This window comes from Halobacillus shinanisalinarum (assembly GCF_022919835.1).
Classification (GTDB): domain Bacteria; phylum Bacillota; class Bacilli; order Bacillales; family Halobacillaceae; genus Halobacillus_A; species Halobacillus_A shinanisalinarum.
The window spans coordinates 423507-449748 of record NZ_CP095074.1 but is presented as its reverse complement, the minus strand read 5'-3'; the positions used below and the strand labels follow the sequence as shown (position 1 = coordinate 449748).

Here is a 26242-nt window from a genome sequence, read left to right as displayed (position 1 = left end):
TGGATTAGTAGAAAGGAAGATAGTATTGGGTTTATTTGGATTCTCACAAGATTTAGGAATTGACCTTGGTACAGCAAATACATTAGTATTTCAAAAAAATAAAGGTGTTATCTTACGGGAACCATCTGTTGTTGCAAAGAATGCACAAACAGGGGATATAGAAGCGGTAGGAAATGATGCAAGAAATATGATAGGGCGTACCCCAGCATACATAACTGTTATTCGTCCAATGAAAGATGGGGTTATAGCAGATTACGAGACAACTGCTCAAATGATGAAGTATTACATTAAGCAAGCAATTAAAACCCGTTCATTCTTCGCAAGTAAACCGAATGTCATGGTATGTGTTCCGTCTGGTATTACAATGGTGGAAGAGCGTGCTGTTATTGATGCAACAAAACAAGCTGGTGCCAAGGAGGCTTTTCCTATCGCAGAGCCATTTGCTGCAGCTATAGGGGCAGGGATGCCCGTATGGGAACCGACGGGTAGCATGGTCGTTGATATTGGTGGTGGCACGACGGAAGTTGCAATCATTTCTTTGGGGGGATCGTGACGAGTCGATCTATACGTGTAGCTGGTGATGAAATGGATGATGCCATTATCCAGCATGTACGAAAGAAATACAACCTAATGATTGGTGAACGTACGGCCGAGGAAGTGAAAATGGAAGTCGGTGGTGCAGGGAATTTTGAAAGCAAAGAAAAAATGGACATTCGCGGCCGGGACTTACTTAGTGGATTGCCCCAAACGATTACGGTTCATTCTGATGAAATCGTAGAGGCATTGAAGGATACGATTGATTCGATTATTGAAACAGTTAAAAACACCTTAGAAAAGACACCACCAGAGCTTGCCTCAGACATTATGGAACGCGGGATCGTCCTGACAGGCGGTGGGGCTCTTCTAAATAATATAGATAACGTCATAGGTGAAGAAACGAACATGCCTGTATTTATAGCGGATGAGCCCCTGGATTGTGTAGCTATAGGTACAGGAAAGTCTCTGGAATATATTCAACACTTTAGATCTCAGCCTAATGTAGCAGCACGCCCGAAAACGGATTAGGAGTCTTTTTATGCCTTCATTTTTTCGCAGGAAAAGGTTGATGACCGTATTAATCGGGTTTGTCATTTTAGTAGTGCTTATTGGTTTTTCTATGAGAGATCGCAGCGAATTAACTATTCCAGAAAAATTCATCCAGGATACGGTGGGGTGGGCTCAAACTATTTTTCACTCACCTGTGCAACTAGTAACGAATACAGCAAATAATGTTCAGGATATGTTTAATGTTTATGAACAAAATGAGGTGTTGAAAGCCCGGTTAGCTGAGTATAAGGGGCTTATTCAAGAAAATCAGCAACTGAAAAAAGATAATGATGAATTGAGAGCAACGGTTGATAAGGCCAATTCTTTGAGTGATTATACTCCGATTCATGCTACTGTTATTGCACGCAGCTCTGAGCGTTGGTTTAAGCAAATGACGATTAATAGAGGAGAAGAGCATGGGATAGAGAAAGATATGGCTGTCATTACAAGTGAAGGCATGGTTGGGAAAATAAAATCTGCCGGTGCCTTTCACTCGACTGTTCAATTATTGAGCGGTTTTGATCGGTCAAACAAGATTTCCTCGTGGGTGTTACGTGAAGACAAGGAAAATGCCTTTGGTCTAATTGAAGGGTATGACATGGAAAGCGGCAAGTTATTACTCGAAGGAATTAAGCAGGATGTGGAACTCAACAAAGGAGACGTTGTCATATCATCAGGTTTAGGCGGTGTCTTTACTGAAAACCTTCGTATCGGTACGATTGATGAGGTTGTCAATGATCAGTTTGGTTTAACGAAAACAGCTTATGTTGAACCATTCGCGGATTTATTTGACATTAGCCATGTCATGGTTGTGGACCGTGACATGGAGACCATAACTGAAGAAGAACAGAGTGGGGAAGAGGAGCAATGAGGCGGTATATAATAGCGGGTCTTCTGCTCATTTTACTCGTCATGCAAGGGATGGCTATGAGTTTGCTGCCTGCAAATCTTGTTTATTCGGATTTGCTGATTACTCCGCACTGGGTGTTTTGTTTAGTCATCATCATTGCAATCTTTTATGATAGGGACGATACTTATCAAGCAATTTGGTATGGTATGATCTTTGGTTTGTTAATAGATGTTGCCTATACAGGTGTGCTTGGTGTGTATATGGCAACCTATGCGACGATAGCCTATATTCTTCATGGCGTTAAAAAAATGGTTCATGCTAACTTTATTGCGGCTTCATTATTAGCCATTCTTAGTGTGGCAATGGCTGATACGATGTTATATATCATTTATTCTTTTGTACAAGTAACCACATTCACCTGGGGAGAGTACGTAACATTGCGGTTACTTCCTACAGTAGCGGCGAATATGATCTTTTTCATTATTTTATATCCTTTAGTGAAGAATCGTATAGAGCAGTGGTCTGAAGATTTAAATAATGCTTAGTGTGAGTGTTCAAAAATTTGCCAAATTAGAACGAAAAGATTCGCCTCTTATCATTTGGTGACTTTTTGAACAACCTCTTAGAACATGAAAAGAGAATTGTTTAAGACTTTGAGGTGAGGGTTTGTGGTGTCTAACAGTCAATTAGTAACAATTAAAGGAACGAGAGATGGATTAACACTTCACTTAAATGATCAATGTTCATTTAAGTCCATAGTCAATGAGCTGGAACAAAAGCTTTCTATGAATGGACTGGATCATGATGAACCAATGATTCGAGTAACGATCCAGTTAGGAAAACGTTACTTAAGCAATCAACAGCAGGAAGCTTTAAGAGAAGTCATACGAGAGAGACAGAACCTTGTTGTAGAGTCAATTGATTCTGAAGTTATAACGAAGGAAGAGGCGTTGGCGTGGAAGGAAGACACTGAGATCACCCCTGTTGTTAGAACAATACGATCTGGACAAGTCGTAGAAACCAGGGGGGATATGTTATTAATCGGAGATGTTAACCCTGGGGGTGAAGTGTTGGCTACAGGTAACATCTTTATTATGGGCAGTATGCGAGGGATGGCCCATGCTGGAATCCATGGTGATAATAAAGCTATCGTAGCTGCCTCTTATATGAAACCTAACCAACTCCGTATTGCTGATCAACTCTCTCAGGCACCAAATTACGAGTCAGAAGGCGTCTACATGAGTTGTGGATTTATAGATGCGGGAGAAGGAGACATACGGATTGCCCCCCTGCACGAAGTAACCAGAAGAAGACCGGATTTGGCGAGTTTTGAAAGGAGAATGCTTAATGGGTGAAGCAATTGTTATTACCTCTGGAAAGGGAGGGGTTGGAAAAACAACGACCACTGCTAATCTAGGGACCGCTTTGGCTCTTCAAAATAAGAAGGTATGCCTTGTGGACACCGACATTGGGCTTAGAAACTTAGATGTTGTGATGGGGCTTGAGAATAGAATTATTTACGATATTGTTGATGTAGTTGAAGAACGTTGTAAGACGAAGCAAGCGCTAATTACAGATAAGCGCTTTGACTGCCTTCATTTATTACCTGCTGCCCAGACGTCGGATAAATCTGCAGTTACCCCAGAAGCCATAAAGGCGATTGTTGACGAACTGAAACAAGAATATGATTATATTATTATTGATTGTCCGGCAGGTATTGAACAGGGTTATAAAAATGCTGTGGCTGGTGCAGACCATGCTATCGTCGTTTCTACCCCGGAAAAATCAAGCGTACGGGATGCCGATCGCATTATTGGTTTACTGGAACAGGAGGAAATTGAACCGCCAAAGCTTGTAATCAATCGGATTCGAAGTCATATGATGAAAAATGGCGATATGCTTGATGTTGACGAGATCGTCAATATTCTTTCTATAGATTTACTTGGAATTGTCATCGATGATGATGCTGTTATTACGGGCTCCAACAAAGGAGAACCTGTGGCTCTTCAACCTAATACTAAGGCATCACTAGCCTACCGAAATATTGCCAGACGTATCTTAGGTGAATCGGTTCCTTTGTTAAGTCTAGAGGAAAATTTAACGCTGATGGCCAAAGTGAAGCGTTTTTTTGGGATACGCTCATAAAATCCATACATAGCGGTTTTCGAATACTTATTCGGAAGCCGTTTTTTGTTTTGGCTGAAAATAAGACTATATGAAGCGAGTTATTCCTCCGCATTGGCAAATGATCATGTTACCACTCATTCAAATGGCCGTCTAAACATCCGGAGATTGTGGTTTAAGTATTTTCTAATATTCAAATTAGCCGTGAGGGAATCTATCTGAAAAACTTTTTTGTTCGCTGCAATCGATTCATATTCATGATTGTCTTCCCATAGACTGATAGAAAAGGTGGAAGAGAGAAGGGGTTATAGTGAATAGGAATATTGAGCATGTTCGAAAAAACATAGCTGAACGAAAACGTCATAAAGTAAAATCCACAGGATACGAGCCGGTTAAGAGAAGAATTACTCCACCACAGGAAGAAGAGATGCATGGCTATCCTCCTTTAGTTACTGGTGAATTTAAACCCCCGCTAACCACGAAAAAACGCACCTCTTTTTTAGGTGTACAAGTTTTATTTTCTGTATTGTTATTTACAGGAGTCGTTGTTAGTGAAAAAACTGACCTGGCTATTACGGAGCAGCCGGAGGCATGGGTTGTAAGCCAGCTTGAGGAAGAGTTCCCATTCGCAAGTGTAACAGCCTGGTATAATGAGCGGTTTGGCGATCCTCTCCAGATTGTACAGCAAAAAGAGGGTGGTGGAACAGCTCAGTTAGCATTACCTGTGAATGGAACAGTCAAGGAACCTTTTCAAAATCATGGGCGAGGTATTATTATGACTACTGATGGGGGCTCTGAGGTGAAGGCCGTTAAGCCAGGTACGATCATCTTTGCAGGGAATGATGAGCAGACCGATAAAACTATTATTGTCCAGCACAAAGATGGCACAAATACGATTTATGGCTTTTTATCAGCAATAGATGTACATTTATATCAGCATATAGAGGCACAAGAGGCGATTGGGCAGTTAAATACAGCAGACGGGGAAACGAAAGAATTTTTCTTTGCTGTGAAAAAGGACGAGCAATATCTAGACCCCGTTGAAGTCATTAAAGTAGATGAAGGGTCTGACTAGTTATAAAGAGGATACGAATTCATCCTTTATTTTTCCTGCTCGCCTTTTCTGCCTTCCTCACTGGTGCGTTCTATGAATTTATTATCTTGTTTACAATCGTTGCTATACATGAATGGGGGCACTTTGCGGCTGCTCGTTCTAATGGCTGGAGAGTATCCCACATTGAATTTTGGTTGTTTGGAGGAGCTGTTGTAAGTGACGAGCATTCGACGAAACCATTTAAGGAACAAGCCCATGTTATTTTATCCGGACCGATCCAGCACGTGTGGATTGCTATTCTGCTTTTCCTCCTTCAATATTTTATGGGCCCCCATCCTTTACTGTCAACTGCCCTCCATTATAATGGACTTGTCCTATTATTAAATTTATTACCTATCTGGCCTCTAGATGGTGGGAAGCTCCTGTTCTATGTGTTGACACAACTTATCTCCTTTCAGAAGAGCCTTAAGGTGACATTATTTTTGTCTTTAGCATGTATTTTAACAGCGTTAATTGTACTGTTGCTTGAACAAAGAATGACACTATCTGGCCTGCTGCTCGCTGGCTTTTTACTTCTTGAGAACGGTTTAGAGTGGAAGAGGCGAACGTTTACTTTTATGAGATACCTTATATATGGTGCTAGGAGAGACCCAGGGAAGTTAAAGGTGAAATACCTCTCTATAGACCCCAACACCCCGGTTCGAAATGTCTTGAAAAATGTCCGAGCCAATCGCAGGCATTTTTATATATTGAAACGAAAACCAGGTTTATATATAGTAGATGAACAGGAGTGTCTTCGCATGTTTATCGATCAAAAGAAGACAAGCCTTCGGATGGAGGATCTGCCGCAAATCTTATAGCAAAGAGGGGTCTTATGAGAACGATTGCCGTACATACACAGACGAGTGAACAAATAGGTATTGTTCTAGAAAATAATGATGTCATCGAATATGTAACAATACGCCCGGAAGTGCAAATGCTTTCGGGTTCCATTTATTTGGGAAAGGTCAGTCATATTAATAAGGCTATCCAAGCAGCTTTTATTGATATTGGTGAAGAGAGGACAGGATTTTTAAAGAAGGAATCCATTCCCTGGGCTCAAAAATCTATTGAAAGCACGTTGAAAGAAGGGCAATCACTTACTGTCCAGGTTACAAAGGAACCTGAGGGCACAAAAGGCGCTCAGCTTACTGCAGATATTACTGTTCCTGGTCTCTTCGTCATTTATCAACCTTATGGAAAAAGAACAGCTGTTTCCAAGCGGATCGATGCGAAACAGGCGGAGGTGTTGAGGACGTGGACCAGTCGGCAGCTTGACGCGGATGAAGGAGTGATCGTTCGGACGGCTGCATCAAACGTTTCGACTCAAACGATTTTAAATGAAATCGACCAACTGAGGGATCTATGGGCGAGACAAATAAAGACCAGCACGACCGACCGATCGCGTAAACTAGTTGATGACCCCATTTTACCCGACCAACTGATTCGCAAGCATCCACTCTCACTGATTACAGAAATCGTTGTTAACAATAGTCAGTTGAGTCAATCGATCAAACAACGTTATCCTATGCTTGCTGAGAAAGTTAAGTGGGTGAAAAATATATCAAGCTATACTGGCATTACGATCAATGAACTGCAATCCAAACTAATCCAACCTGTTGTTGTAACGGAACAGGGAATGGAATTAGTGATAGAACAAACGGAAGCGATGACGGTGATTGATATTAACAGTCATAAATTCAAACAAAAGACTTTATCTTCTTACCAAAAGCTTGAAATGAATAAAACTGCAGCTGTAGAAGTAGCGAGGCAAATACAGTTGCGAAATATTTCAGGTATCATTTTAGTTGATTACATTTCTATGCAGGAGAAGAAGCAGGAAAAAGAACTTCTGAAATACATGTCTGAGCTAGTACGAAGAGATCCAGTATCCACCACTATTTTAGGGATAACAAGGCTTGGCTTAATGGAAATCACGAGACAGCGACGCTTTAGCAACGTGAGTGATCAATTAACGGCTATACAGAAACCAGCATTTTCTAAAGATACACTTATTTATCGCTTAGAACGTTATTTAACGGAAAATATCCAAAGTGAAGCTGTACTGGTAGCTATGTCCCCTGATCTTTATTACCATAAAAAACAATTGCTTTCTCAGTCTATTTCTAGTAAAATTCCACAGGAGCTATTTGTTAGACAAGACTCTTCGATCACTGACTGGCAAATAGAGCTTGAAGGGTCACTTGATATGATACAATCAGTCATCTCAAGACGTGTGTATCATGTTGACAACTTGTTTTGATTTGTGGTAACATTGTTATGTTATTCTAGTAGCACTTCATTGCTACAACCGCACAGAACAGGTTTTTAAAAACCGCAAACGGTACCTGAATGGCGAGTCTGAGTTAAATAAGGAGGTGCAAGTATGTACGCAATTATTGAAACTGGTGGAAAACAAATCAAAGTTCAAGAAGGCCAAGAAATCTACGTAGAGAAAGTAAGCGTAGAAGCTGGCGAGACTGTAACTTTTGATAAAGTGCTTTTCGTAGGCGGAGACGACACAAAAGTTGGTGCTCCTTTCGTAGATGGTGCTTCAGTAACGGCTAAAGTTGAAAAACAAGGTCGTCAGAAGAAGCTTACTGTCTTCAAATACAAGCCGAAAAAGAACTACAAGCGTAAACAAGGTCACCGTCAGCCGTACACAAAACTTGTTGTTGAGAGCATCAAGGCGTAAGGTGTCCGACTTATGATTAATGTTTCCGTGTTTCGCTTACATGGAGAAATCACAGGCTTTGAAATCTCCGGACACGCCGAAAGTGGTCCTTATGGCCATGATCTGGTCTGTGCTGCGGTTTCTGCTGTATCCATAGGAGCAGTGAATGCCATTGTGAGTCTTTGTGAATTTGAGCCTGAAATTTCCCAGGACGGTGAAGGTGGGTATTTAAAAGTGACCTTACCTGATAATTTAGATGAGGCAGCTCATACTAAAGCTCAAACTTTACTTGAAGGAATGCAGGTGTCACTCGAAACGATAGAAAATGAATATAGCCAATATATTAAAATCACACAAATGTAAGGAGGTGCAAACCCATGCTACGTCTTGATTTGCAATTTTTTGCCTCTAAAAAAGGTGTAAGTAGTACAAAAAACGGCCGTGACTCTGAGTCTAAACGTCTTGGAGCGAAACGTGCAGACGGACAATCTGTAACAGGCGGATCTATCCTTTATCGTCAACGCGGAACAAAGGTTTACCCAGGTGAAAACGTTGGCCGTGGAGGAGACGACACTCTATTCGCAAAAGTGGACGGTGTTGTTAAGTTCGAACGTTACGGACGTAATCGTAAGAAAGTGAGCGTTTATCCTGTAGCTGTAGCACAGGAAGCTTAAACTCGATATAGTATGGTATCATACGTACTTGTAAGCCGCGCTATGCCTATTGCATAAGCGCGGCTTTTTGTATGGACCCGCTCGGGTACTGCACTGCTTAGTCGAACTTCTCCTTCAGGGCGCTTCCGCTTTTTTCTGAGGGGCAGCACTTCGCGACATAAGCAGTTCGCTTCCAGGAAGAAAGACCACTTCCCTGCAGCGCTCCGCTTATGTGTGTGTCAGGTCTAACAACCCCTCTTTGGCTTTTCTATTGTCTAGCTGCGGTCCCAGACACTCGAGACAGAAGTATATCGCCTCCGTGGCCCCACAGGACATAAGGTCGTTCGTCGTTGAGGACGTGCCAATTTAGTTGAAGATCCTTGAGTTACTTTTCACTGCACCGCTTAGCTTATGCTTGTCGTATCTATCAGAGCACCTCCGCTTTTCTGTAACCATTCAGTTTCGTTATGAATTTTGCTATACTTTTTAATAATATGAAAGGTAGAGGGGCTGTTTTATTTGAGTAAAGAAGAGATGATTGCGATACTTAGACATAAGCGTCATGACTGGATGAATCAAATACAATTGATCCAAGGCTATGCCTCCATGGGGAAGGTAGACAAGGTACAAGTTCAAGTCGATAAAATTATACAGGATTCCGAGCAGGAACGAAGGTTGCTGAATAGTAGTGCGTATGAGTTTTCTCTTTGGTTACTTACATTTAATTTGAATCAGGATCAATATCGTTTAACATACACGATTCAGCTAGATGTTGATTTACCCATTTTTGATAAGAAATTGACGGCTTATGCAAAACGTTTACTTACATTGATGGATGAATTTCGTAAAAAAGATGAACTTTATGAAGGAAGAGTACAAATGTATCAGAGGTTAGGAACACATCAGCTAGGTGTAAGCTGGGAGTGGAAAGGAGCTTTTATAGCACCAGAGCGGTTAGAAACGAAGCTTAATGATGAAGGATTTATCGCATTCTACGATGGTGATGAACTTTCCGTTGAAATGACGATTGAATAAGAGGTGAAGAAATATGTTTGTTGATCAGGTCAAGGTGTTTGTGAAAGGCGGCGATGGGGGAATGGGTTAGTTGCTTATCGTCGTGAGAAATATGTTCCAATGGGAGGACCCGCTGGTGGGGACGGTGGGAACGGCGGTGACGTTGTATTTGAAGTCGACGAAGGGCTAAATACCCTCATGGATTTTCGCTACCAACATCACTTTAAAGCAAAACGTGGAGAAAACGGTATGAATCAGAAACAGCATGGAAAAAATGCTCAAGATCTCGTTGTCAGTGTTCCTCCAGGCACAACTGTGAAAGATGCTGAGACGGCTCGGGTTATTGCAGATTTAACCGAGCATAAGCAAACAGCAGTGATCGCAAAAGGCGGACGTGGCGGACGCGGGAACGCCCGTTTTGCAACGCCAAGGAATCCTGCTCCGGAAATTGCGGAGAATGGGGAACTTGGAGAGGCGTTAGACGTACAAGTGGAACTCAAGCTCCTTGCAGATGTAGGTCTTGTTGGTTTTCCAAGTGTAGGAAAGTCGACGTTCCTTTCCGTAGTAACAGCAGCAAAACCAAAGATCGCTGATTATCACTTTACAACACTTGCTCCAAACCTAGGAGTTGTAGAAAGTCAGGATCACCGTAGCTTTGTACTAGCTGATTTACCAGGATTAATTGAAGGTGCGCACGAGGGGGTTGGTCTTGGCTATCAATTCTTACGGCATGTGGAACGCACACGTTTACTATTACATGTCGTTGATATGGCTTCTTTGGAGGGGCGTGACCCTTATGAGGATTATGTAACTATTAATCATGAGCTGGCTTCCTATGATGACCGTTTGGCAAAGCGGCCACAAATCATTGTTGCGAATAAACTAGACATTCCAGAAGCGGAAGAAAAGCTGGCCTCTTTCAAAGAAAAAGTTGGAAATGTACCTGTCTTTCCGGTTTCTACTGTTACACGGAAGGGACTAGATGAGCTCTTATATGCTGTGGCTGATCATCTTGATCAAATCCCGAAACAAGAAGAGCAGCCGATTGAAGAAGTGGATGAACGAGTGGTATATAAATATGAAAAGGAAGAAGCGCCATTTAAGGTGACAAGAGCTGATGATGGAGCCTATGTCCTCTATGGTGAGAAAATTGAATCCGTGTTCAGACGCACCGACTTTTCACGAGATCAGTCCATTAATCGATTTGCCAGACAGATGCGAGGAATGGGTGTAGATGAAGAATTGAGAAAACGTGGAGCGAAGGACGGAGACACCGTCAGACTCCTCGACTATGAATTTGAATTTGTTGATTAAGGGGGTAGAGGAATGGCGGATTATAACGAGCAATTTTATTTAGTTCGTAGTGATATTCTCCCTGAAGCGATGAGGAAAACGATCGATGCGAAAGCATTACTGGAACGTGGAAAGGCTGAATCCATTTTTGAAGCCGTTCAGCATGTCGGTCTCTCTCGAAGTGCTTTTTACAAATACAGGGATGCCGTCTTTCCGTTTCAAGCTATGGTTAAGGAACAAATGATCACCTTGTTTTTCCATTTGGAAGATCGTGCTGGGACACTATCAAATCTGCTGTTAACCGTAGCTGAATCAGGTTGTAATGTATTGACGATACACCAAACCATTCCCTTACAAGGAAAAGCAAACGTAACTTTGTCTTTAAATACAACAGGGATGATGTACACAATAGAGAAATTATTACAAAAGCTTCATAAATTGGACTTCGTCGACAGGGTAGAAGTTTTAAGTTCAGGGGCTTAATGTTAGGAGTAGTGAGGCTATGCAACGAATTGGTTATTTGGGGCCTAAAGGAACGTTTACCAAAATGGCGGCGGATGCTTTTTTTGAAGAGGGGTCATTTATAGGCTACGAAAGCATACCAGCATGTTTGGATGCCGTAGAGAGTGGAGATGTTGATTTAGGAGTTGTGCCGATTGAGAATGCGATTGAAGGTTCTGTGCACTTAACGATTGATTACTTGATTCATGAAGTTAATCAAGCTGTGATTGCAGAGTTAACAGTTCCTATTCAACAGCACCTCCTCGTCCATCCTGACTATGACGGGGAAGGATTTACTCACATTTATTCCCATAGTCAGGCAATTGCTCAGTGCCAACAATACTTATATAAAAATTATCGAACAGCTGAACTTGTCTACACCAGTTCAACAGGGAGAGCAGCAGAGATTGTGGCTGAAAAAGGAATTCATACCGCTGCTATAGGAAACCACTTAGCTGCAGAGCAAAATGAATTAACTATTTTAAAGGCAAATATTCATGATTATGACAATAACCATACGCGTTTTGCCGTTGTCCAAAAAACACCTACACCATTAAATGCGGGGAATCATTCTGTTCAGAAACATAAGACAACCATCATGGTTACGCTTCCAAAAGATTATGTTGGCGCACTCCATCAAGTGCTCTCAGCGTTCTCCTGGAGAAAGATGAACCTTTCTAAAATCGAGTCAAGACCAATGAAGACAGGGCTTGGCAACTACTTCTTTTTAATAGATGTCGATCAACCCTTTGATGACGTTTTGTTTCCGGGGGTCAAAGCTGAGCTTGAAATGCTGGGATGCAGGTTGAAACTGCTTGGAACCTATCCTAGTTACTTAATGGAAATTAATTCATTCAATAGTTAAAGAAGGGCCACATTCTTTTTCACTAAACTATATCCCGATAAACGGTTACTTTTCAAAGTCCGTTTACCGGGGTTTTTTTATCCTCTAAAAATGTACTTCGGAGTGCTTCCACTTTTTCACTCCTCTTCGCTTTTCTAATAAAATAAATATGGGCAAATTCATCAACCTTTGGTGCTTTCTTGCATAGAGTGTTATGAAGCTATTATTGTTGTCTTACAATTTATAGATCACAGGAAGGAGTTGCAACTGTGAGAATTCACATTGTGCAAAAAGGCGATACACTCTGGAAAATATCAAAAAAATATGGAGTTGATTTTGAAGAGTTAAAAGGTTTAAATACCCAACTTTCAAACCCAGATATGATTATGCCTGGAATGAAGATTAAGGTTCCTCAAGGGGCAAAGCCAGTAAAAAAAGAGGCCCCGAAAAAGGAAATGCCTGCAAAGCATCCTTATAAGGATCAGTCACCTAAACCGATGCCTGTAATTAAAGAAGACGAGAAGATGCCTAAGCATAAGCCAGTTAAGGAAAAGCCAATGATGCCTATACAAATGCCGATGATGGAGCAGGAAGTACAGAACTATTACACGACATTTCATTTGCCTCAAATGCCGGCACCTGAACCAAAGCAGCAACCTGCACAGCAACCAAAGCAACCAAAGCAACCAAAGCAACAACCTGCACAGCAGCCCATGAAAGCTGAACAACCTAAACATTATAAAGAAAAAGAGCCGAATTATGATATGCCTTCTCCTGAGAAAGAAGAACAATATATGCCTGGTCATAAAATTGAAGAACAATATATGCCAATGCAGCAGCATATGCCATATCCCCAATGATGCCACAAGGTCAACTTGTATATAGTGATTGCTATTGCTGTCCGCCACACGATTATCCTATGATGCAAGATCCTTATCAGCACCAGCCAATGATGCCTGGGATGCAGCAGCCTAACCAACCACAGCATATGATGCCTGGGATGCAGCAGCCTAACCAACCACAGCATATGATGCCTGGGATGCAGCAGCCTAACCAACCACAGCATATGATGCCTGGGATGCAGCAGCCTAACCAACCACAGCATATGATGCCTGGGATGCAGCAGCCCAACCAACCGCAGCATATGATGCCTTGGCAGCCTTGGGATGGGGAAGAATGGGATTCACCTTCACAAGAAATGAATATGCCTGCCCATCATATGCCTGTTTCTGATTGTGGATGCGGCGGTGGCCACCATATGCCACAGCCTTATGGTCAACCACAGCAAAATATGTACGGCGGGTATCCTCAACAACATATGAGCCCACAGGGTGGTTGGCCCCAGGAACAAATGTACGGCGCCCCACAGATGGGAGGATGGCCGCAACAACCTATGAATGGTGGTCCTCAAATGGGTGGTTATCCTTATAATGAGGGACATATGGAAAATTGGAATCCAAATCAACCTTGGCGGGATGATGAAGATGACGAGTAAGGAAAGAAAGGGCGATTCGTATACGGATCGCCTTTTTCATTGGCTTAATTCACAGGAGAAACTGAGGATATCTCATGATCTTACGATTAAACCTAAGGTGTATAAAGCCTATTATCATGACAAACCTGTTCTTTTAAAAGGATATCGTCGTTCCAGAGTGCTTACTCAGCAGGTGGAGTTTTTTAATCATTGGCATGAGGCTGGATCCATTGCTGCCGTCCCTCTTACCTTTCCGGATGGAAGCTTTACGAAAAGCAAACTTGGTTGTGAATGGGGAATATTTAATTGGATTGAAGGACGACATGCAGATTTTAAGAGGCGAGAAGATCGAATTAAAACCTATAATGTACTAAGGCGGTTTCATAGGAGTACAAGGGGAATTTCTATACTCTCAATTCCTAAGGATCCCCTCTATATCAAATGGTCGGAGCGTATGAGACAGTTTGAAGATACGGAACAGGCGTTTCGTTCTTATCGAAGGAAACGACTGTATGATGAAATTTATGCAACTATGGAAAAACAGCTTGAACGTTTCACAGATAATCCCTGGGGAGAAATTGAACAGTCAGCATGGGAGGGTAACGAATGGCTGCATGGCGATGTGGCCCACCATAACTTTATTATAGATCGTAATCAAAAAGTGAAAATCATTGACTTCGACTTATTATACACTGGTCCAAAACTGTATGATGATATCCAGATTGCTCAACGGTTCCTCCCTCATATGGAAGGATATAAATCAGAATTTTTTAGTTTATTTAACAGGGTTAAACAGCCTAGGCTATGGCTGCAAGGAGTCTTGGTTCCGGCTGATTTATTGAGAGAATGGCTTTATGGGTATCGTAGATGTATAAGGGAAGAAGTCTCTTTATCCTTTCACCTGGGTAAGCTTGAGAGAGCATGGGAGACACGAAAGAAGTTTGTTCGTTACACAGAATATATGCTAAGATAAGGCATTATGAGTGTGAAAGGATGAACAAGTAAGTGGAAGAAAAAGTAGAACAACTCGTCAAATGGTTACGTGAAAAAGTTAAAGAAGCAAATGTGGAAGGTTTATTGGTTGGGGTTAGCGGCGGAATTGATTCGGCTGTGGTCGCGCATTTAATTAAACGCGCATGTCCTGAGCATTCTTTAGGAGTGATCATGCCATGTAAAAGCCAATCCAGTGACCAAGAACACGCTTATAAGGTCATTGAATCGTGTGGTATTTCTTCTTTAACTATAGATCTAACCGAAACACATAATGTTATGTTTCCATCCATACAAAAACAACTAAACAAGTCAGCTTCTTTAAATGAGGAGAATCAAAAGCTTGCTGATGCCAATTTACGGGCACGTCTTCGAATGAGTACGCTTTACACTATAGCAACAAATCACCGTTATCTCGTCGTGGGTACTGACAACGCAGCCGAATGGCATACAGGTTACTTTACTAAATTTGGAGATGGCGGTGTGGACCTTGTTCCGCTTGTCCACCTGACCAAAGGTGAAGTTAAAGGGCTGGCGAAGCACTTAGAAATACCTGCTGAAATTATTCATAAACAACCGAGTGCCGGGCTCTGGGAAGGTCAAACAGATGAAAATGAGATGGGAACCAGCTATGAAATGATCGACCGCTATTTAAAAGGCGGTGAGATTCCAGCAGAAGATAAGACAACTATTGACCACCTCCATAAGCGTTCAGCCCATAAGCGTCAGCTTCCTGCTGCACCACCTCGATAAATTTCCTAATATTAACTGAGTAAAACATTCTTCTTAGCCCATAGTAATGGAAAAAGGAGAATGTTTTTATGTGGAAAATGATTACAATGTTCCTGTTGATTTGTATTTTTCTTATTGCTTGTCAGGCTGAAGAGCCAGCAGAAACAGGTGAAGGTAACTACTTATATGAACCTGTTGAATACGGAGGAAATGAAGCGCAAGACCACGACGGAAGAATTCCAACAGGGGAAGACAGTTATTTCAAACGCAGAACAGATGAAGAAATGCGTAATACGAAATATAACGAATCAAATCGCTCCCACGATAACGATTTCAACAACGAAGATGCGATGGAAATTACACATGCAGTGAACGAATTTGATGAAGTCACACAAACACAGACTTTTACGAATGGTGAGAGAGTATATGTAGCTGTGATGATTAACCCCTATGACCGAAGAAACGGAAAGGTTGTAAATAAGATTCGTCAAAAAGTGGAGACGATGACAGATCTTGAGGTTGTTGTGTACTCGAATAATAGTCAATGGGAAGATGTGAAAGATATGAATGCGAGGCTAAAGGCCACACAAGCACCAGAAAATATCAAAGAAAAAGTAACAAACTTCTTCAAGCAAGACAGGTGACGTCAATTCTTAATATCCATATGAAAATGTGATATATTGTTATAGGATAAACTTGCTCCAAGAGAGGAGAATTACCTATGGCAGGACATTCAAAATGGAATAATATTAAACGTCGTAAAGGAGCCCAGGATGCCAAACGCGGCAAAATATTCATGAGGCTTGCTCGTGAGATTTTCATGGCTGCAAAAGAAGGCGGCGGGGACCCTGATATGAATTCTAACCTACGTTTAGCAGTCGATAAAGCGAAGTCTAACAACATGCCAAACGAGAATATAGATCGTGCGATTAAAAAGGCAATCGGCGACCTTGACGGGGTCCATTACGAAGAATTCACTTACGAAGGATATGGTCCAGGTGGAGTTGCTGTTATGGTGAAAGTGTTAACAGATAATAAAAATCGGACCGCCGCAGATGTGCGTCATGCTTTTAACAAAAATGATGGGAATCTGGGGGAAAATGGCTGTGTATCCTTTATGTTTGATCGCAAAGGCTATTTGGTCATTAACAGACAGACAACTGATGCAGACGAGGAAGAGATGATGCTTGAGGTTATTGAAGCGGGTGCAGAGGAAATGGAAACAGGTGAAGGACAATTTGAAATCTTCACTGTTCCGGAAGACTTTACTGCAGTAAAGTCAGCGCTCGAAGCAAGCGGTCATACGTTTGAGACTTCAGAAGTTACGATGTTTCCGTCCACTTATACCCCGCTTGAACGAGAAGGCGTAGAAAAAATGTTAAAGCTTATCGATATGCTTGAGGATAACGATGATGTCCAGGATGTTTATCATAATTTAGATGCTGATGACGAAATTCTTGAACAACTGTCATAAGATGAATCCTTATTTATAATAGCTTCTGTTTCTGTACATACTAGAAATAGAAGCTATTTTTATGTGTGAGGAGGGTTATGATGTTTCGTTGGATTTATGGGGCTATGCTTATTCTCTCGTTCTCCGTCTGGCAGCTTACTAGTGTAGATGATGGTTCGTTAACGGCTGAGGATATCCCCACACAAAGAACGTTAGAAAAGAAAGCTGAAGCGGTTTCCTCTACAGTTAGGGAAGAACCAGTAACATTTAAGGTGACCACAAAAAAACACTACTTAGATGGGGTAACAGAAACGACAAAGAAACAAGAAGTTATTTGGTCGATGGCGGATTTCTGGGTGAAGTATCGTGATTGGACCATTGTTGAACATGAACTAGAACAAATGGTTTTTTCTAAACAGGTTGATGAGATTTCACCGATTACCGAACAGAAGGGCTATTTTGGCGTAACGGCTGAAGGTGAATTAGCTGTATTCCAAGGAACACCTTCTGAAGGAAATATAATGAAATCGTTTAAACCTATCCCTCTAAAACCTTTAGAGGCTAAAAGAAAGCTTAAACTTGAGGATGGAATTAAAATTACTAGTTCTAAACATTTTCAGCAAGTCCTTAGTCAATACGTTGATGCAAAAGATCTTTAGCAAGCTCGGTGTAAGACTATCCAAGCATTTTGGTATAACAAGTGGTAACTATCATAACCATTGTCCTAAAAGTGGGATGCTCCGAGTTTTTCATTTGGGGCATCCTCTTTTTAATGGAAAACTCAGCCCAATCTCTTAACTCTTTTCTATTGTAGGGAAGAGCTCGTGACAGGTTTTCTTTGTCTACGCACATGTGCTGGTGTGTTACAATAAGGAGGATAAAGGAATTTAGGGCAGAGGAGAAAGATGTTCATGATTGCTTATGTAAAGGGTCTTCTGACAACGGTAGAGGACGAATCGATTACGATTGAAACACAAGGGATTGGGTATGAAGTTTTGTGTGCCAATCCTTTTCACTTCCAGAACGATGTTAAAAAAGAAATTAAAGTACATACTTATCATTATATAAGGGAAGATCAGCAGCTGTTATTTGGATTTAGAAAGAAAGAAGATAAATTATTATTTGCCAAGCTCCTAAATGTGTCAGGTATTGGTCCAAAAGGGGCTTTAGCGATATTAGGAACAGTAAGTGTACCAGAATTTGTTTCAGCGATTGAACAGGAAGATGAAAAATATTTAACGAGGTTCCCTGGTGTCGGAAAGAAAACAGCACGACAAATGATTTTAGATTTAAAAGGAAAACTAGTTATTTGGCTGCCGCATGAAGAAAACGAAGATTCTATTTTTTATCAAGAGGACACGACTTCAAAAGAAAAGAGAGAACGAATAGATGAAGCTCTTGAAGCATTGAAATCACTTGGCTATTCCGAACGGGAACTTAAATTGGTTCATACAGAGCTTGTAAATACGAAGAATGGCCAGGTAGACGATTTGGTTCGTCAAGGCCTTCAACTGCTAATGAAATCATAGTTGTGAGGAGGTAAGTATATGGAGGAACGTATGATATCAGGTGAACTTCAAGGAGAAGAACAGCAAATCGAATTGAGCCTCCGCCCGGAAACGCTTCGGCAGTATATTGGGCAAGATAAAACGAAGGAAAATTTGCGCATCTTTATTGAAGCCGCAAAAATGCGTCATGAACCTCTTGATCATGTACTGCTTTATGGACCGCCTGGTCTTGGTAAGACAACATTAGCGTCAATCATCGCCAATGAGATGGAAGGACAATTCCGATCCACTTCTGGTCCAGCGATTGAACGCGCTGGAGATTTAGCAGCTATTTTATCGTCATTAGAAGCAGGGGACATCTTGTTTATTGATGAAATTCACCGATTGCCCCGTTCAGTTGAGGAAATTCTTTACCCTGCTATGGAGGATTTCTGTTTAGATATTATTGTTGGAAATGGTCCAAGTGCAAGGTCTGTTCGGCTTGATCTTCCACCGTTTACTCTTGTCGGTGCTACAACGAGAGCTGGCTTATTGTCAGCTCCGCTTCGAGACCGGTTCGGTGTTCACAGTCGCCTTGATTTTTATGATACAGAAGCTTTATGTGCGATTGTTGAACGGACAGCGGATATCTTCCATGTAGGGATTGACACAGATGCTGCTGTTGAAATCGCACGAAGGTCACGCGGGACACCGAGGATTGCGAATCGTCTATTGAAGCGGGTCCGTGATATTGCTCAGGTGAGAGGAGAAGGTGTGATCAGTGAAAAAACGACGAAAACAGCACTTAAAATGCTTCAAGTAGATGGAGAAGGGCTTGATCATATTGACCATAAGCTTCTGCTAGCGATTATCGATAGCTTCAGGGGAGGACCTGTTGGTTTAGATACGATTGCAGCTACCATTGGGGAAGAGTCACAAACGATTGAAGATGTGTATGAGCCATTTTTATTGCAAATGGGCTTTATCCAACGAACACCACGGGGGCGGACCGTAACCCCAAAGGCTTATGATCATTTTAACAGAGAGGTGCCAGAGGCTTGACGGGTTTCGGGAAAATCTTTATTGTAATAGGGATTGTGTTTATAGTCATAGGGTTAGTATGGAGTTTGATCGGAAAGCTGCCAGGTGATATCAGCTTTAAAAAAAGGAATGTCAGCTTTTATTTTCCGATTATGACTTCAATTATTGTAAGTATCGTTTTATCATTAATTTTTTATATCATCGGCAAAATCCGTTGAGTTAAGAATAGGGGATTCACATGGACGTTAGGCAATATGATTTTTATTTACCGGAAGAGCTCATTGCACAAGTGCCGCTATTAGATCGGGCCTCATCAAGATTAATGGTGCTTAACAAAGAAGAACAAGTCATAAGTCATCACCATTTTTCTGACATTAAGCAATTTTTGCAAGCCGGAGATTGCCTCGTGTTAAATGATACACGAGTATTACCCGCTCGCCTGTATGGCTCTAAGAAAGATACAGGTGGAAAGGTAGAGGTGCTTCTCTTACATCAAGACCATGAGGACGAATGGGAAGTGCTTGTTAAACCAGCTAAAAAAGTGAAAATGGGAACGGAAATTATATTTGGTGAAGGAAAGCTAGTTGCAGAATGTATAGGTTTAAGTGCGCATGGGGGAAGAAAAGTACGATTTAGCTACGGGGGCATCTTCCTGGAAGTGCTTGAATCACTAGGGGAAATGCCGCTCCCGCCATATATTAAAGAACAACTGTCGGATCAAGAGCGTTACCAAACGGTTTACGCGAAAGAGGAAGGGTCTGCAGCGGCTCCTACAGCAGGTTTGCATTTTACAAAGGAATTACTGGCAGATCTCAAAGAGAGCGGGGTTGAGATTGCCTACTTAACATTACATGTCGGTCTAGGAACGTTTCGACCAGTAAGTGTTGAAAACGTGGAAGAACATGAAATGCATGCAGAATTTTACCGGTTGAATCAGGAAACAGCTGAACAACTGTTGCGTGTAAAGAGCAATGGCGGACGAATTATTTCTGTAGGGACGACCTCAACTCGTACGTTGGAGACGATTATGCGCGATCATGGAACGTTTAAAGAAGCGAGTGGATGGACAGATATATTTATTTATCCACCATATCAGTTAAAGGCAATCGATGGGTTGATGACGAATTTCCACTTGCCTCAATCGACATTGATCATGTTAGTCAGTGCCTTGGCAGGAAGAGACTTTATTTTAGAAGCATACAAAAAGGCTGTGGAGGAGAGGTATCGATTCTTCAGCTTTGGAGATGCCATGCTGATTTTATAAGAAAAGAGAGGATAGAAATCGTGGCAGTCACATATGAATTAATAAAAACATGTAAGCAAACAGGTGCGAGACTTGGCCGTGTTCACACACCTCATGGTTCGTTTGAAACACCAATGTTTATGCCTGTAGGTACGCTCGCTACAGTGAAAACCATGAGTCCTGAGGAGCTTGAGAGAATGGGCGCTTCTATCATTCTTTCTAATACGTATCATCTTTGGCTTCGCCCTGGAGAAGATATTGTAGAGGAAGCAGGCGGATTGCATAAGTTTATGAATTGGAATGGCTCGATTCTTACGGATTCTGGTGGTTTTCAAGTCTTTAGCCTAAGTGATTTAAGGCAAATTGAAGAAGAAGGCGTCCATTTCCGAAATCATATTAGCGGAGAGAAATTATTTTTATCTCCTGAGAAGGCGATGAGGATTCAGAATTCTTTAGGAGCCGATATAATGATGGCTTTTGATGAATGCCCGCCATACCCAGCCGATCACGATTATATGAAAAAGTCTGTGGAACGGACGAGCCGCTGGGCAGAGCGGTGTCTTGAAGGTCACCAGCGGCCAGATTCACAAGGGTTGTTTGGTATTATCCAAGGTGGAGAGTACGAGGATTTGCGCCGCCAGAGTGCGAAGGACCTCACTTCTCTTGACTTTCCCGGCTATGCCGTAGGTGGATTATCTGTTGGTGAACCAAAGGATGTTATGAACCGTGTGCTTGATTTCACGACACCATTGTTACCGAATGACAAGCCGCGTTATCTCATGGGGGTTGGATCTCCGGATTCCCTCATTGACGGTTCCATTCGTGGTATTGATATGTTTGATTGTGTCTTACCTACGAGAATCGCAAGAAACGGGACATGTATGACGTCCCAGGGAAGGCTAGTTGTAAGAAATGCTAAATTTGCACGAGATTTTCGTCCAATTGATGAGCAATGTGATTGCCATACATGCCGGAACTATAGCCGTGCCTATATCCGCCACCTAGTAAAAGCTAATGAAACTTTTGGCTTTAGGCTTACTACTTATCATAATCTTTATTTTTTGTTAAAATTAATGAGGCAAGTTCGTGAGGCCATTAGAGAGGATCGACTCGGTGACTTTAGAGAAGAATTCTTTGAAAAGTATGGTTTCAACAAACCAAATGCAAAGAACTTTTAGAAAGGGGGAAAATGAATGGATACATTAGTAGGGTTATTGCCGATTATTTTGATGTTTGTCATATTCTATTTCTTGTTAATCCGTCCACAACAGAAGAAGCAAAAGAAAGTGCAGCAAATGCAGACGGAACTTCAAAAGGGAGATAGAATTATTACAATTGGAGGCCTTCATGGTACAATTCATGCTTTAGATGAGGGTACTTTAGTTATTACTACACAGGATGGTACACAAATGAAATTTGATCGTTCTTCAATCCGTGAAAGATTAAATCAAGATTAATGAGAAAATCCCGCTAAGGCGGGATTTTTGTTTGATGACAGTGATTTATGATTTGTTGTCTGTGCTTCGCCTAGGCATATTTACTCCAATCATTCCCCCTAATAAAGCTGCAATAACCAGTCCACAAAAATAGCTTAACTGGGATAACGTTACCCAGGAATTCTCAAAAATCAATTGAAAACCTATCATAGCAACAACGAATACAAGACCTGTTAAGACTCCCGATAACCATCCTTTTTGTTCTCCTTTGTAAGCAGCAATTAAGCCACCGAAGGCTAAAATCGTTAAACCGGCTACTAGAGAAATTTGATTTAATGTGTCAATATCAATCGAAGTAAAGCGGAGAAGAATAGCTAGAACAGCGGCAACAACCATCATCAAAATCAGTATTGATCCTATTCCGTAACCAAGAACCCCTTGCATAAGCTTTTTCATATGCACCATCCCCTTTTTAAGAGTAAAAAATTATGACGTTTTCCTTTTCTAACTTGTCTCTAAGAATATATGCATAAAAACCCTATAGATAGAAGTAGATATTTTACCAACCTTTTGAATAGGTATAAGAAAAGACCATTTTAGAAGGAGTAAGTCTATGACAACCATGCTTGCATTACTTATCTTTGTCGCCAGCTATTGCTTAATTATGACGGAGAAATGGAACAGGGCAATTGTTGCTTTAACTGGTGGAGTACTGCTTCTTATTACTGAAGTACTTGATTGGGAGGAAGCAATCGGATTTATTGATTGGGAAACCATTGCCCTTTTATTTTCTATGATGGTGCTTGTATCGATAACTAAAAAAACGGGTGTTTTTTCCTTCGCTGCCATAAAGCTTGCTCAAATGGTTAAAGGAAGACCTGTCCCTTTGCTGATCGTTACCGCACTCTTTACAGCTGTGGGCTCTGCTTTTTTAGATAATGTGACAACGGTGATGTTATTTGTACCTGTTTTATTATCCTTAGTGGACCGTTTGAATTTGCCGGCCTTCCCTTATCTGTTAACCACCATTCTTTTCGCAAATATCGGTGGTACAGCGACGTTAATTGGTGATCCGCCAAATATTATGATAGGACAGGCCGTCGAACATTTTACTTTTTTGTCTTTCCTTTTCCATTTAGGTCCTGTTGTCCTCATTATTTTTATGATTGTCCTAGTGATTATTTTACTGCTTTTTAAAAAGAAGCTTGTTTACGATCAACAGTTAGCGTATCGATTAATGGATATGAATGCTAGAGAAAATGTGGTTGTCAACAAGCTCTTGTTTCATTCCATTCTTGTATTAATGCTGACGATTACAGGCTTTATGCTTCATCCTGTCATTCACATGGATATTACGACGATAGCTGTGAGTGGTGCTTTGCTGCTATTATTTTTAACAGATAAGCAAATTGAGGTTGAACGGGTTTTTGAAGAGGTAGAGTGGGTAACCTTATTTTTCTTTATTGGATTATTCATGTTGGTAGGCGGACTTGAAAAAGTTGGAATTATTGATGAAATCGCTCGAGGGATGATGGTTTTATCTGGAGGAGACATGCCGGTTACATCAATAATGATGTTATGGATTTCAGGACTACTATCTGGAATTGTTGATAATATTCCTTTTGTTGCAGCCATGATTCCTGTAGTACAAGAGCTTCAGGGCTATGGAATGATGAATGTGGATCCTATTTGGTGGTCGCTAGCCCTTGGAGCTTGCCTGGGAGGAAATGCGACTCTCATTGGGGCTTCAGCGAACGTTGTGGTTGCAGGGATCGCAGCCAGCCATAAACACCCTATTCCTTTTATGAAATTTGCTCTTTACGGCATTCCTGTTATGCTTCTCTCTCTCATCATTTGTACCATCTACGTTTTCCTACGTTATTTAGTCCCTTTTTTATCATAAGATGTGATTTTTAGGTCATGTTAAGAGAAGCAGGTGATAGTGAAGGGTTGATGGTGAATCATGTTTCTAGGCACAATCATTGTACGTACGATTATAACCTATTTAATTATATTAATTGTGTTTCGCCTAATGGGGAAGAGAGAAATTGGAGAGTTAAGTGTAATGGATCTCGTTGTATTTATCATTTTTGGGGAGATTGCCGTCTCTGTGATTGAAGAACCGACATCCTCTATGCTGAATGCTCTGGTTCCTATATTCATTCTTTTACTTATTCAATGGGGAAGTGCGATCTTTTCCTTGAAAAGTCAGCGATTTAGAAGTTGGTTTGATGGACGTCCTTCGGTGTTAATTAAACATGGGAAAATAGATGAGAAGGAAATGAGAAAGCAGCGCTACAACTTTTCTGACCTCCTGCTACAACTTCGTGAACAAGGGATTCAACAAGTAGACAGAGTTGCTTATGCAGTCCTTGAACCCTCTGGAAAGCTCTCCGTTTTTGAAAAAGAAAGGGATGGCAGCTCAGGGTATGCCGTGATTTTAATTGCCGATGGGAAAGTACAGTATAGTGGTCTAAAGACGATTAGAAAAAATAAACACTGGCTTATGAACGAAGTAAAAAAACGGGGATATACATCATTTGAAGAAATTTCATTATGTTCCATTAACGATAAAGGCGAACTGTGGCTTGACGAAGAAGATGAATATACGAAAGAGTAGCCCGCAAGTTAAGCTTGCGGGCTACTTGTGTTTAAATATTTTCCCCCAGGGGATTAATCGCCATTCGCTGATATATATCATCCGGCAGACAAACAACAGAATGATATAGACGATCGTTAAAACTACACCAAGTGCCATCATTTGAGGCAGTGGCTGGCTAGTCACCAACCAATGTGCCTTTAGTTGATAGCCGAGCCACCCGGTACCAGCTATCACAGTTGCAAATTGTATAACCATAAGGGGAGGAAGTTTGAAACTGGCATGACGCATAAGGACCAATAAATGTAATAGTGTGACTACTACAACTCCCACAACCATAGCAACTGCTACCCCGTGGATGCCAAATTCTGGTTTAGAACTTAGACCAACTAAGACAGTGAATTTTATAATTGCTCCTATTAAGGTGTTCCACATAGCATATTTAGCAAGATCCAATGCTTGCAGGCTTGCTTGCAAAGGTGTTTGAATATAATGCAGCAGGAAAAATGGAGCCATGAATTGCAACAAGAATGTTCCATGACTTGTACCATAAATGGTCATCAAAATAATAGATGGAAAGATCATAAAAATGATGGTAACCAGCCCTCCCGAAGCGAGGGAAAGGCGAATTGATTGTAAGATACGGTGTTGTATTGTTGTAGATTTATTCATGGCAGATGCTTCACTTATTGAAGGAACTAGTGCCGCTGAAAGCGCATGTGTCAGAAAAGTAGGTAGATACAGTAAGGGTAAAATATATCCGGTCAGCTCACCGTATTGTTTGGTAGATTCAATGGCGGTTAATCCTGCAATGGCTAAGCTTTGTGCTACAAGTATCGGCTCAAAGAAATTCGTCAATGATCCGATGAATCGGCTGCCGGTCGTGGGTAACGCAATCGTCATCAGTTCATTCAACGTGTTCTTCCCATTTTCCACATGTTTCTTCCACGTTTTCCTAAGTTTAAATTTCTTATGGATATTAAATTGACGAGTCATATAAAACAAAGAAACTAGTTCACCTAAGATGACAGCAACCATAGCTCCAGCTGCTGCATACTCGACTCCATAAGGATGAAACAGTTTTGTTAATAGAATGACTAGACAAACGCGAACGACTTGTTCAATGACTTGTGATATCGCTTGTGGCTTCATGTTTTGCCTGCCCTGAAAGTATCCCCTCAATACAGATGAGATCGCGACAATAGGAAGGATCGGAATAATAGCTAGAAGTGGAGCCAGTGCTCTTTGATCGGTTAATAAATGGTTAGCTACAAGGGGGGAGAGTAGAAATAGACCGATTGTAAACACAATACTCAACGAGCAAGTGACTGTAAGAGAGACGACTAGAATTCGCTTAATCTGTCGTTCATTTCCAATTGCTTCAGCCTCTGATACCCTTTTAGCTATTGCTACTGGAAGGCCAAATTGAGTAATGGTGTATGCTAAAAATAATGTAGGAAGGGCCATCATATAAAGACCTATCCCCTCCTGGCCCATCACCCGCGCGAGAACAATCCGATTGACAAAGCCGAGTAAACGCGTTATCAGTCCTGCCGCGACTAGAATTAGTGCACCATGAAGAAAGGTTTGTTTAGACATAACAGATCCGCCTTCTCAAAAAAATGGAATTCAGCTACAATGAAGTATATGCGATA

At 41.3% G+C, this 26242-nt stretch carries 30 protein-coding genes, 2 pseudogenes and 1 other annotated feature; of the genes and pseudogenes, 30 read left to right on the top strand and 2 right to left on the bottom strand.

Features of this window, described 5'->3' with window-relative positions; all coding sequences use genetic code 11:
• The first annotated feature begins 25 nt into the window (after positions 1 to 25).
• The 28 genes and pseudogenes from MUO14_RS02460 (at position 26) to yajC (ending at position 22009) form a co-directional block, all read left to right on the top strand.
• Positions 26 to 1065: pseudogene (locus MUO14_RS02460) on the top strand (rod shape-determining protein).
• Between the two features lie 10 nt (positions 1066 to 1075).
• Positions 1076 to 1957 (top strand): rod shape-determining protein MreC, encoded by an 882-nt coding sequence (gene mreC / locus MUO14_RS02455; RefSeq protein WP_244753482.1) that lies wholly within the window; start codon positions 1076 to 1078, stop codon positions 1955 to 1957.
• Positions 1954 to 2481, top strand: a complete 528-nt coding sequence (mreD, locus tag MUO14_RS02450; protein WP_244753481.1) for a rod shape-determining protein MreD — start codon at positions 1954 to 1956, stop codon at positions 2479 to 2481. The genes mreC and mreD overlap by 4 nt, the downstream gene beginning before the upstream one ends.
• A 126-nt stretch (positions 2482 to 2607) precedes the next feature.
• On the top strand, positions 2608 to 3291 hold the full coding sequence (gene minC, locus MUO14_RS02445; RefSeq protein WP_318036007.1) for a septum site-determining protein MinC: 684 nt from the start codon (positions 2608 to 2610) through the stop codon (positions 3289 to 3291).
• A complete protein-coding gene (minD, locus tag MUO14_RS02440; RefSeq protein ID WP_244753479.1) occupies positions 3284 to 4081 on the top strand; it encodes a septum site-determining protein MinD in 798 nt (265 codons plus the stop codon). Before minC ends, minD begins: the two co-directional genes overlap by 8 nt.
• A gap of 289 nt (positions 4082 to 4370) precedes the next feature.
• The gene (locus MUO14_RS02435; protein ID WP_244753478.1) at positions 4371 to 5135 is read left to right on the top strand and encodes a M23 family metallopeptidase; all 765 of its coding nucleotides are present in this window, start codon (positions 4371 to 4373) and stop codon (positions 5133 to 5135) included.
• Between the two features lie 86 nt (positions 5136 to 5221).
• Entirely contained in the window at positions 5222 to 5974 is a 753-nt protein-coding gene (locus MUO14_RS02430; protein WP_244753477.1) for a site-2 protease family protein, read from the top strand.
• Positions 5975 to 5988: 14 nt separating this feature from the next.
• Complete coding sequence (locus tag MUO14_RS02425; RefSeq protein ID WP_244753476.1) at positions 5989 to 7416, top strand: ribonuclease E/G; 1428 nt, start codon at positions 5989 to 5991, stop codon at positions 7414 to 7416.
• Positions 7417 to 7452: 36 nt separating this feature from the next.
• Positions 7453 to 7526 (top strand) — a sequence feature (ribosomal protein L21 leader region).
• 13 nt (positions 7527 to 7539) lie between these two features.
• Positions 7540 to 7848 (top strand): 50S ribosomal protein L21, encoded by a 309-nt coding sequence (gene rplU, locus MUO14_RS02420; RefSeq protein ID WP_244753475.1) that lies wholly within the window; start codon positions 7540 to 7542, stop codon positions 7846 to 7848.
• A gap of 12 nt (positions 7849 to 7860) precedes the next feature.
• A complete protein-coding gene (locus MUO14_RS02415) occupies positions 7861 to 8190 on the top strand; it encodes a ribosomal-processing cysteine protease Prp (RefSeq protein WP_244753474.1) in 330 nt (109 codons plus the stop codon).
• A 14-nt stretch (positions 8191 to 8204) separates the two neighbouring features.
• Positions 8205 to 8501 carry a 50S ribosomal protein L27 gene (gene rpmA / locus MUO14_RS02410; RefSeq protein ID WP_244753473.1) on the top strand — a complete coding sequence of 99 codons (297 nt, stop codon included), beginning with the start codon at positions 8205 to 8207 and terminating at the stop codon, positions 8499 to 8501.
• 498 nt (positions 8502 to 8999) lie between these two features.
• On the top strand, positions 9000 to 9515 hold the full coding sequence (locus MUO14_RS02405) for a Spo0B domain-containing protein (RefSeq protein WP_244753472.1): 516 nt from the start codon (positions 9000 to 9002) through the stop codon (positions 9513 to 9515).
• Between the two features lie 13 nt (positions 9516 to 9528).
• A pseudogene (obgE, locus tag MUO14_RS02400) lies at positions 9529 to 10808 on the top strand (GTPase ObgE).
• A 12-nt stretch (positions 10809 to 10820) separates the two neighbouring features.
• Positions 10821 to 11270, top strand: coding sequence for an ACT domain-containing protein (locus MUO14_RS02395; RefSeq protein ID WP_244753471.1), 450 nt, complete (start codon positions 10821 to 10823; stop codon positions 11268 to 11270).
• Positions 11271 to 11289: 19 nt separating this feature from the next.
• The gene (gene pheA, locus MUO14_RS02390) at positions 11290 to 12153 is read left to right on the top strand and encodes a prephenate dehydratase (protein WP_244753470.1); all 864 of its coding nucleotides are present in this window, start codon (positions 11290 to 11292) and stop codon (positions 12151 to 12153) included.
• A gap of 248 nt (positions 12154 to 12401) precedes the next feature.
• Positions 12402 to 12992 (top strand): SafA/ExsA family spore coat assembly protein, encoded by a 591-nt coding sequence (safA, locus tag MUO14_RS24475; RefSeq protein ID WP_304654209.1) that lies wholly within the window; start codon positions 12402 to 12404, stop codon positions 12990 to 12992.
• The gene (locus tag MUO14_RS02380; RefSeq protein WP_244753469.1) at positions 12989 to 13627 is read left to right on the top strand and encodes a polyadenylate binding domain-containing protein; all 639 of its coding nucleotides are present in this window, start codon (positions 12989 to 12991) and stop codon (positions 13625 to 13627) included. Before safA ends, MUO14_RS02380 begins: the two co-directional genes overlap by 4 nt.
• A complete protein-coding gene (locus MUO14_RS02375) occupies positions 13563 to 14579 on the top strand; it encodes an aminoglycoside phosphotransferase family protein (RefSeq protein ID WP_244753468.1) in 1017 nt (338 codons plus the stop codon). Before MUO14_RS02380 ends, MUO14_RS02375 begins: the two co-directional genes overlap by 65 nt.
• 32 nt (positions 14580 to 14611) lie before the next feature.
• A complete protein-coding gene (gene nadE, locus MUO14_RS02370) occupies positions 14612 to 15349 on the top strand; it encodes an NAD(+) synthase (protein WP_244753467.1) in 738 nt (245 codons plus the stop codon).
• Positions 15350 to 15417: 68 nt separating this feature from the next.
• Positions 15418 to 15972, top strand: a complete 555-nt coding sequence (locus MUO14_RS02365; RefSeq protein ID WP_244753466.1) for a YhcN/YlaJ family sporulation lipoprotein — start codon at positions 15418 to 15420, stop codon at positions 15970 to 15972.
• A gap of 77 nt (positions 15973 to 16049) precedes the next feature.
• A complete protein-coding gene (locus tag MUO14_RS02360) occupies positions 16050 to 16802 on the top strand; it encodes a YebC/PmpR family DNA-binding transcriptional regulator (RefSeq protein ID WP_244753465.1) in 753 nt (250 codons plus the stop codon).
• A gap of 80 nt (positions 16803 to 16882) precedes the next feature.
• A complete protein-coding gene (locus tag MUO14_RS02355; protein WP_244753464.1) occupies positions 16883 to 17440 on the top strand; it encodes a BofC C-terminal domain-containing protein in 558 nt (185 codons plus the stop codon).
• A 252-nt stretch (positions 17441 to 17692) separates the two neighbouring features.
• Positions 17693 to 18310 (top strand): Holliday junction branch migration protein RuvA, encoded by a 618-nt coding sequence (gene ruvA, locus MUO14_RS02350; RefSeq protein ID WP_244753463.1) that lies wholly within the window; start codon positions 17693 to 17695, stop codon positions 18308 to 18310.
• Between the two features lie 18 nt (positions 18311 to 18328).
• The gene (gene ruvB, locus MUO14_RS02345; protein WP_244753462.1) at positions 18329 to 19330 is read left to right on the top strand and encodes a Holliday junction branch migration DNA helicase RuvB; all 1002 of its coding nucleotides are present in this window, start codon (positions 18329 to 18331) and stop codon (positions 19328 to 19330) included.
• Positions 19327 to 19527, top strand: coding sequence for a DUF2905 domain-containing protein (locus tag MUO14_RS02340; protein WP_244753461.1), 201 nt, complete (start codon positions 19327 to 19329; stop codon positions 19525 to 19527). The genes ruvB and MUO14_RS02340 overlap by 4 nt, the downstream gene beginning before the upstream one ends.
• Before the next feature lie 20 nt (positions 19528 to 19547).
• The gene (gene queA / locus MUO14_RS02335; RefSeq protein WP_244753460.1) at positions 19548 to 20573 is read left to right on the top strand and encodes a tRNA preQ1(34) S-adenosylmethionine ribosyltransferase-isomerase QueA; all 1026 of its coding nucleotides are present in this window, start codon (positions 19548 to 19550) and stop codon (positions 20571 to 20573) included.
• 17 nt (positions 20574 to 20590) lie between these two features.
• A complete protein-coding gene (gene tgt, locus MUO14_RS02330; RefSeq protein ID WP_244755448.1) occupies positions 20591 to 21730 on the top strand; it encodes a tRNA guanosine(34) transglycosylase Tgt in 1140 nt (379 codons plus the stop codon).
• Between the two features lie 15 nt (positions 21731 to 21745).
• Positions 21746 to 22009, top strand: a complete 264-nt coding sequence (gene yajC / locus MUO14_RS02325) for a preprotein translocase subunit YajC (protein WP_244753459.1) — start codon at positions 21746 to 21748, stop codon at positions 22007 to 22009.
• A 45-nt stretch (positions 22010 to 22054) separates the two neighbouring features.
• On the opposite strand, the gene MUO14_RS02320 is transcribed toward yajC, so the two are convergent.
• Positions 22055 to 22444, bottom strand: coding sequence for a TIGR04086 family membrane protein (locus MUO14_RS02320; RefSeq protein WP_244753458.1), 390 nt, complete (start codon positions 22442 to 22444; stop codon positions 22055 to 22057).
• 157 nt (positions 22445 to 22601) lie between these two features.
• On the opposite strand from MUO14_RS02320, the gene MUO14_RS02315 reads away from it, so the two are divergent.
• Together MUO14_RS02315 and MUO14_RS02310 are read left to right on the top strand one after the other, a co-directional pair.
• Positions 22602 to 23891 carry an ArsB/NhaD family transporter gene (locus MUO14_RS02315; RefSeq protein ID WP_244753457.1) on the top strand — a complete coding sequence of 430 codons (1290 nt, stop codon included), beginning with the start codon at positions 22602 to 22604 and terminating at the stop codon, positions 23889 to 23891.
• Positions 23892 to 23951: 60 nt separating this feature from the next.
• Positions 23952 to 24608 carry a DUF421 domain-containing protein gene (locus tag MUO14_RS02310; RefSeq protein WP_244753456.1) on the top strand — a complete coding sequence of 219 codons (657 nt, stop codon included), beginning with the start codon at positions 23952 to 23954 and terminating at the stop codon, positions 24606 to 24608.
• Between the two features lie 21 nt (positions 24609 to 24629).
• Here MUO14_RS02310 and spoVB read toward each other — a convergent pair whose 3' ends face one another.
• Entirely contained in the window at positions 24630 to 26186 is a 1557-nt protein-coding gene (gene spoVB, locus MUO14_RS02305) for a stage V sporulation protein B (protein ID WP_244753455.1), read from the bottom strand.
• Positions 26187 to 26242: the final 56 nt, after the last annotated feature.

Bases quoted from the DNA above. Each gene is read 5' to 3' on its own strand.
- mreC (WP_244753482.1), top strand. From the start codon at position 1,076: ATGCCTTCATTTTTTCGCAGGAAAAGGTTGATGACCGTATTAATCGGG.
- mreD (WP_244753481.1), top strand. From the start codon at position 1,954: ATGAGGCGGTATATAATAGCGGGTCTTCTGCTCATTTTACTCGTCATG.
- minD (WP_244753479.1), top strand. From the start codon at position 3,284: ATGGGTGAAGCAATTGTTATTACCTCTGGAAAGGGAGGGGTTGGAAAA.
- MUO14_RS02425 (WP_244753476.1), top strand. From the start codon at position 5,989: ATGAGAACGATTGCCGTACATACACAGACGAGTGAACAAATAGGTATT.
- rplU (WP_244753475.1), top strand. From the start codon at position 7,540: ATGTACGCAATTATTGAAACTGGTGGAAAACAAATCAAAGTTCAAGAA.
- MUO14_RS02415 (WP_244753474.1), top strand. From the start codon at position 7,861: ATGATTAATGTTTCCGTGTTTCGCTTACATGGAGAAATCACAGGCTTT.
- rpmA (WP_244753473.1), top strand. From the start codon at position 8,205: ATGCTACGTCTTGATTTGCAATTTTTTGCCTCTAAAAAAGGTGTAAGT.
- MUO14_RS02395 (WP_244753471.1), top strand. From the start codon at position 10,821: ATGGCGGATTATAACGAGCAATTTTATTTAGTTCGTAGTGATATTCTC.
- pheA (WP_244753470.1), top strand. From the start codon at position 11,290: ATGCAACGAATTGGTTATTTGGGGCCTAAAGGAACGTTTACCAAAATG.
- MUO14_RS02380 (WP_244753469.1), top strand. From the start codon at position 12,989: ATGATGCCACAAGGTCAACTTGTATATAGTGATTGCTATTGCTGTCCG.
- MUO14_RS02375 (WP_244753468.1), top strand. From the start codon at position 13,563: ATGAGGGACATATGGAAAATTGGAATCCAAATCAACCTTGGCGGGATG.
- MUO14_RS02365 (WP_244753466.1), top strand. From the start codon at position 15,418: ATGTGGAAAATGATTACAATGTTCCTGTTGATTTGTATTTTTCTTATT.
- MUO14_RS02360 (WP_244753465.1), top strand. From the start codon at position 16,050: ATGGCAGGACATTCAAAATGGAATAATATTAAACGTCGTAAAGGAGCC.
- MUO14_RS02355 (WP_244753464.1), top strand. From the start codon at position 16,883: ATGTTTCGTTGGATTTATGGGGCTATGCTTATTCTCTCGTTCTCCGTC.
- ruvA (WP_244753463.1), top strand. From the start codon at position 17,693: ATGATTGCTTATGTAAAGGGTCTTCTGACAACGGTAGAGGACGAATCG.
- ruvB (WP_244753462.1), top strand. From the start codon at position 18,329: ATGGAGGAACGTATGATATCAGGTGAACTTCAAGGAGAAGAACAGCAA.
- queA (WP_244753460.1), top strand. From the start codon at position 19,548: ATGGACGTTAGGCAATATGATTTTTATTTACCGGAAGAGCTCATTGCA.
- yajC (WP_244753459.1), top strand. From the start codon at position 21,746: ATGGATACATTAGTAGGGTTATTGCCGATTATTTTGATGTTTGTCATA.
- MUO14_RS02320 (WP_244753458.1), bottom strand. From the start codon at position 22,444: ATGAAAAAGCTTATGCAAGGGGTTCTTGGTTACGGAATAGGATCAATA.
- MUO14_RS02315 (WP_244753457.1), top strand. From the start codon at position 22,602: ATGACAACCATGCTTGCATTACTTATCTTTGTCGCCAGCTATTGCTTA.
- MUO14_RS02310 (WP_244753456.1), top strand. From the start codon at position 23,952: ATGTTTCTAGGCACAATCATTGTACGTACGATTATAACCTATTTAATT.
- spoVB (WP_244753455.1), bottom strand. From the start codon at position 26,186: ATGTCTAAACAAACCTTTCTTCATGGTGCACTAATTCTAGTCGCGGCA.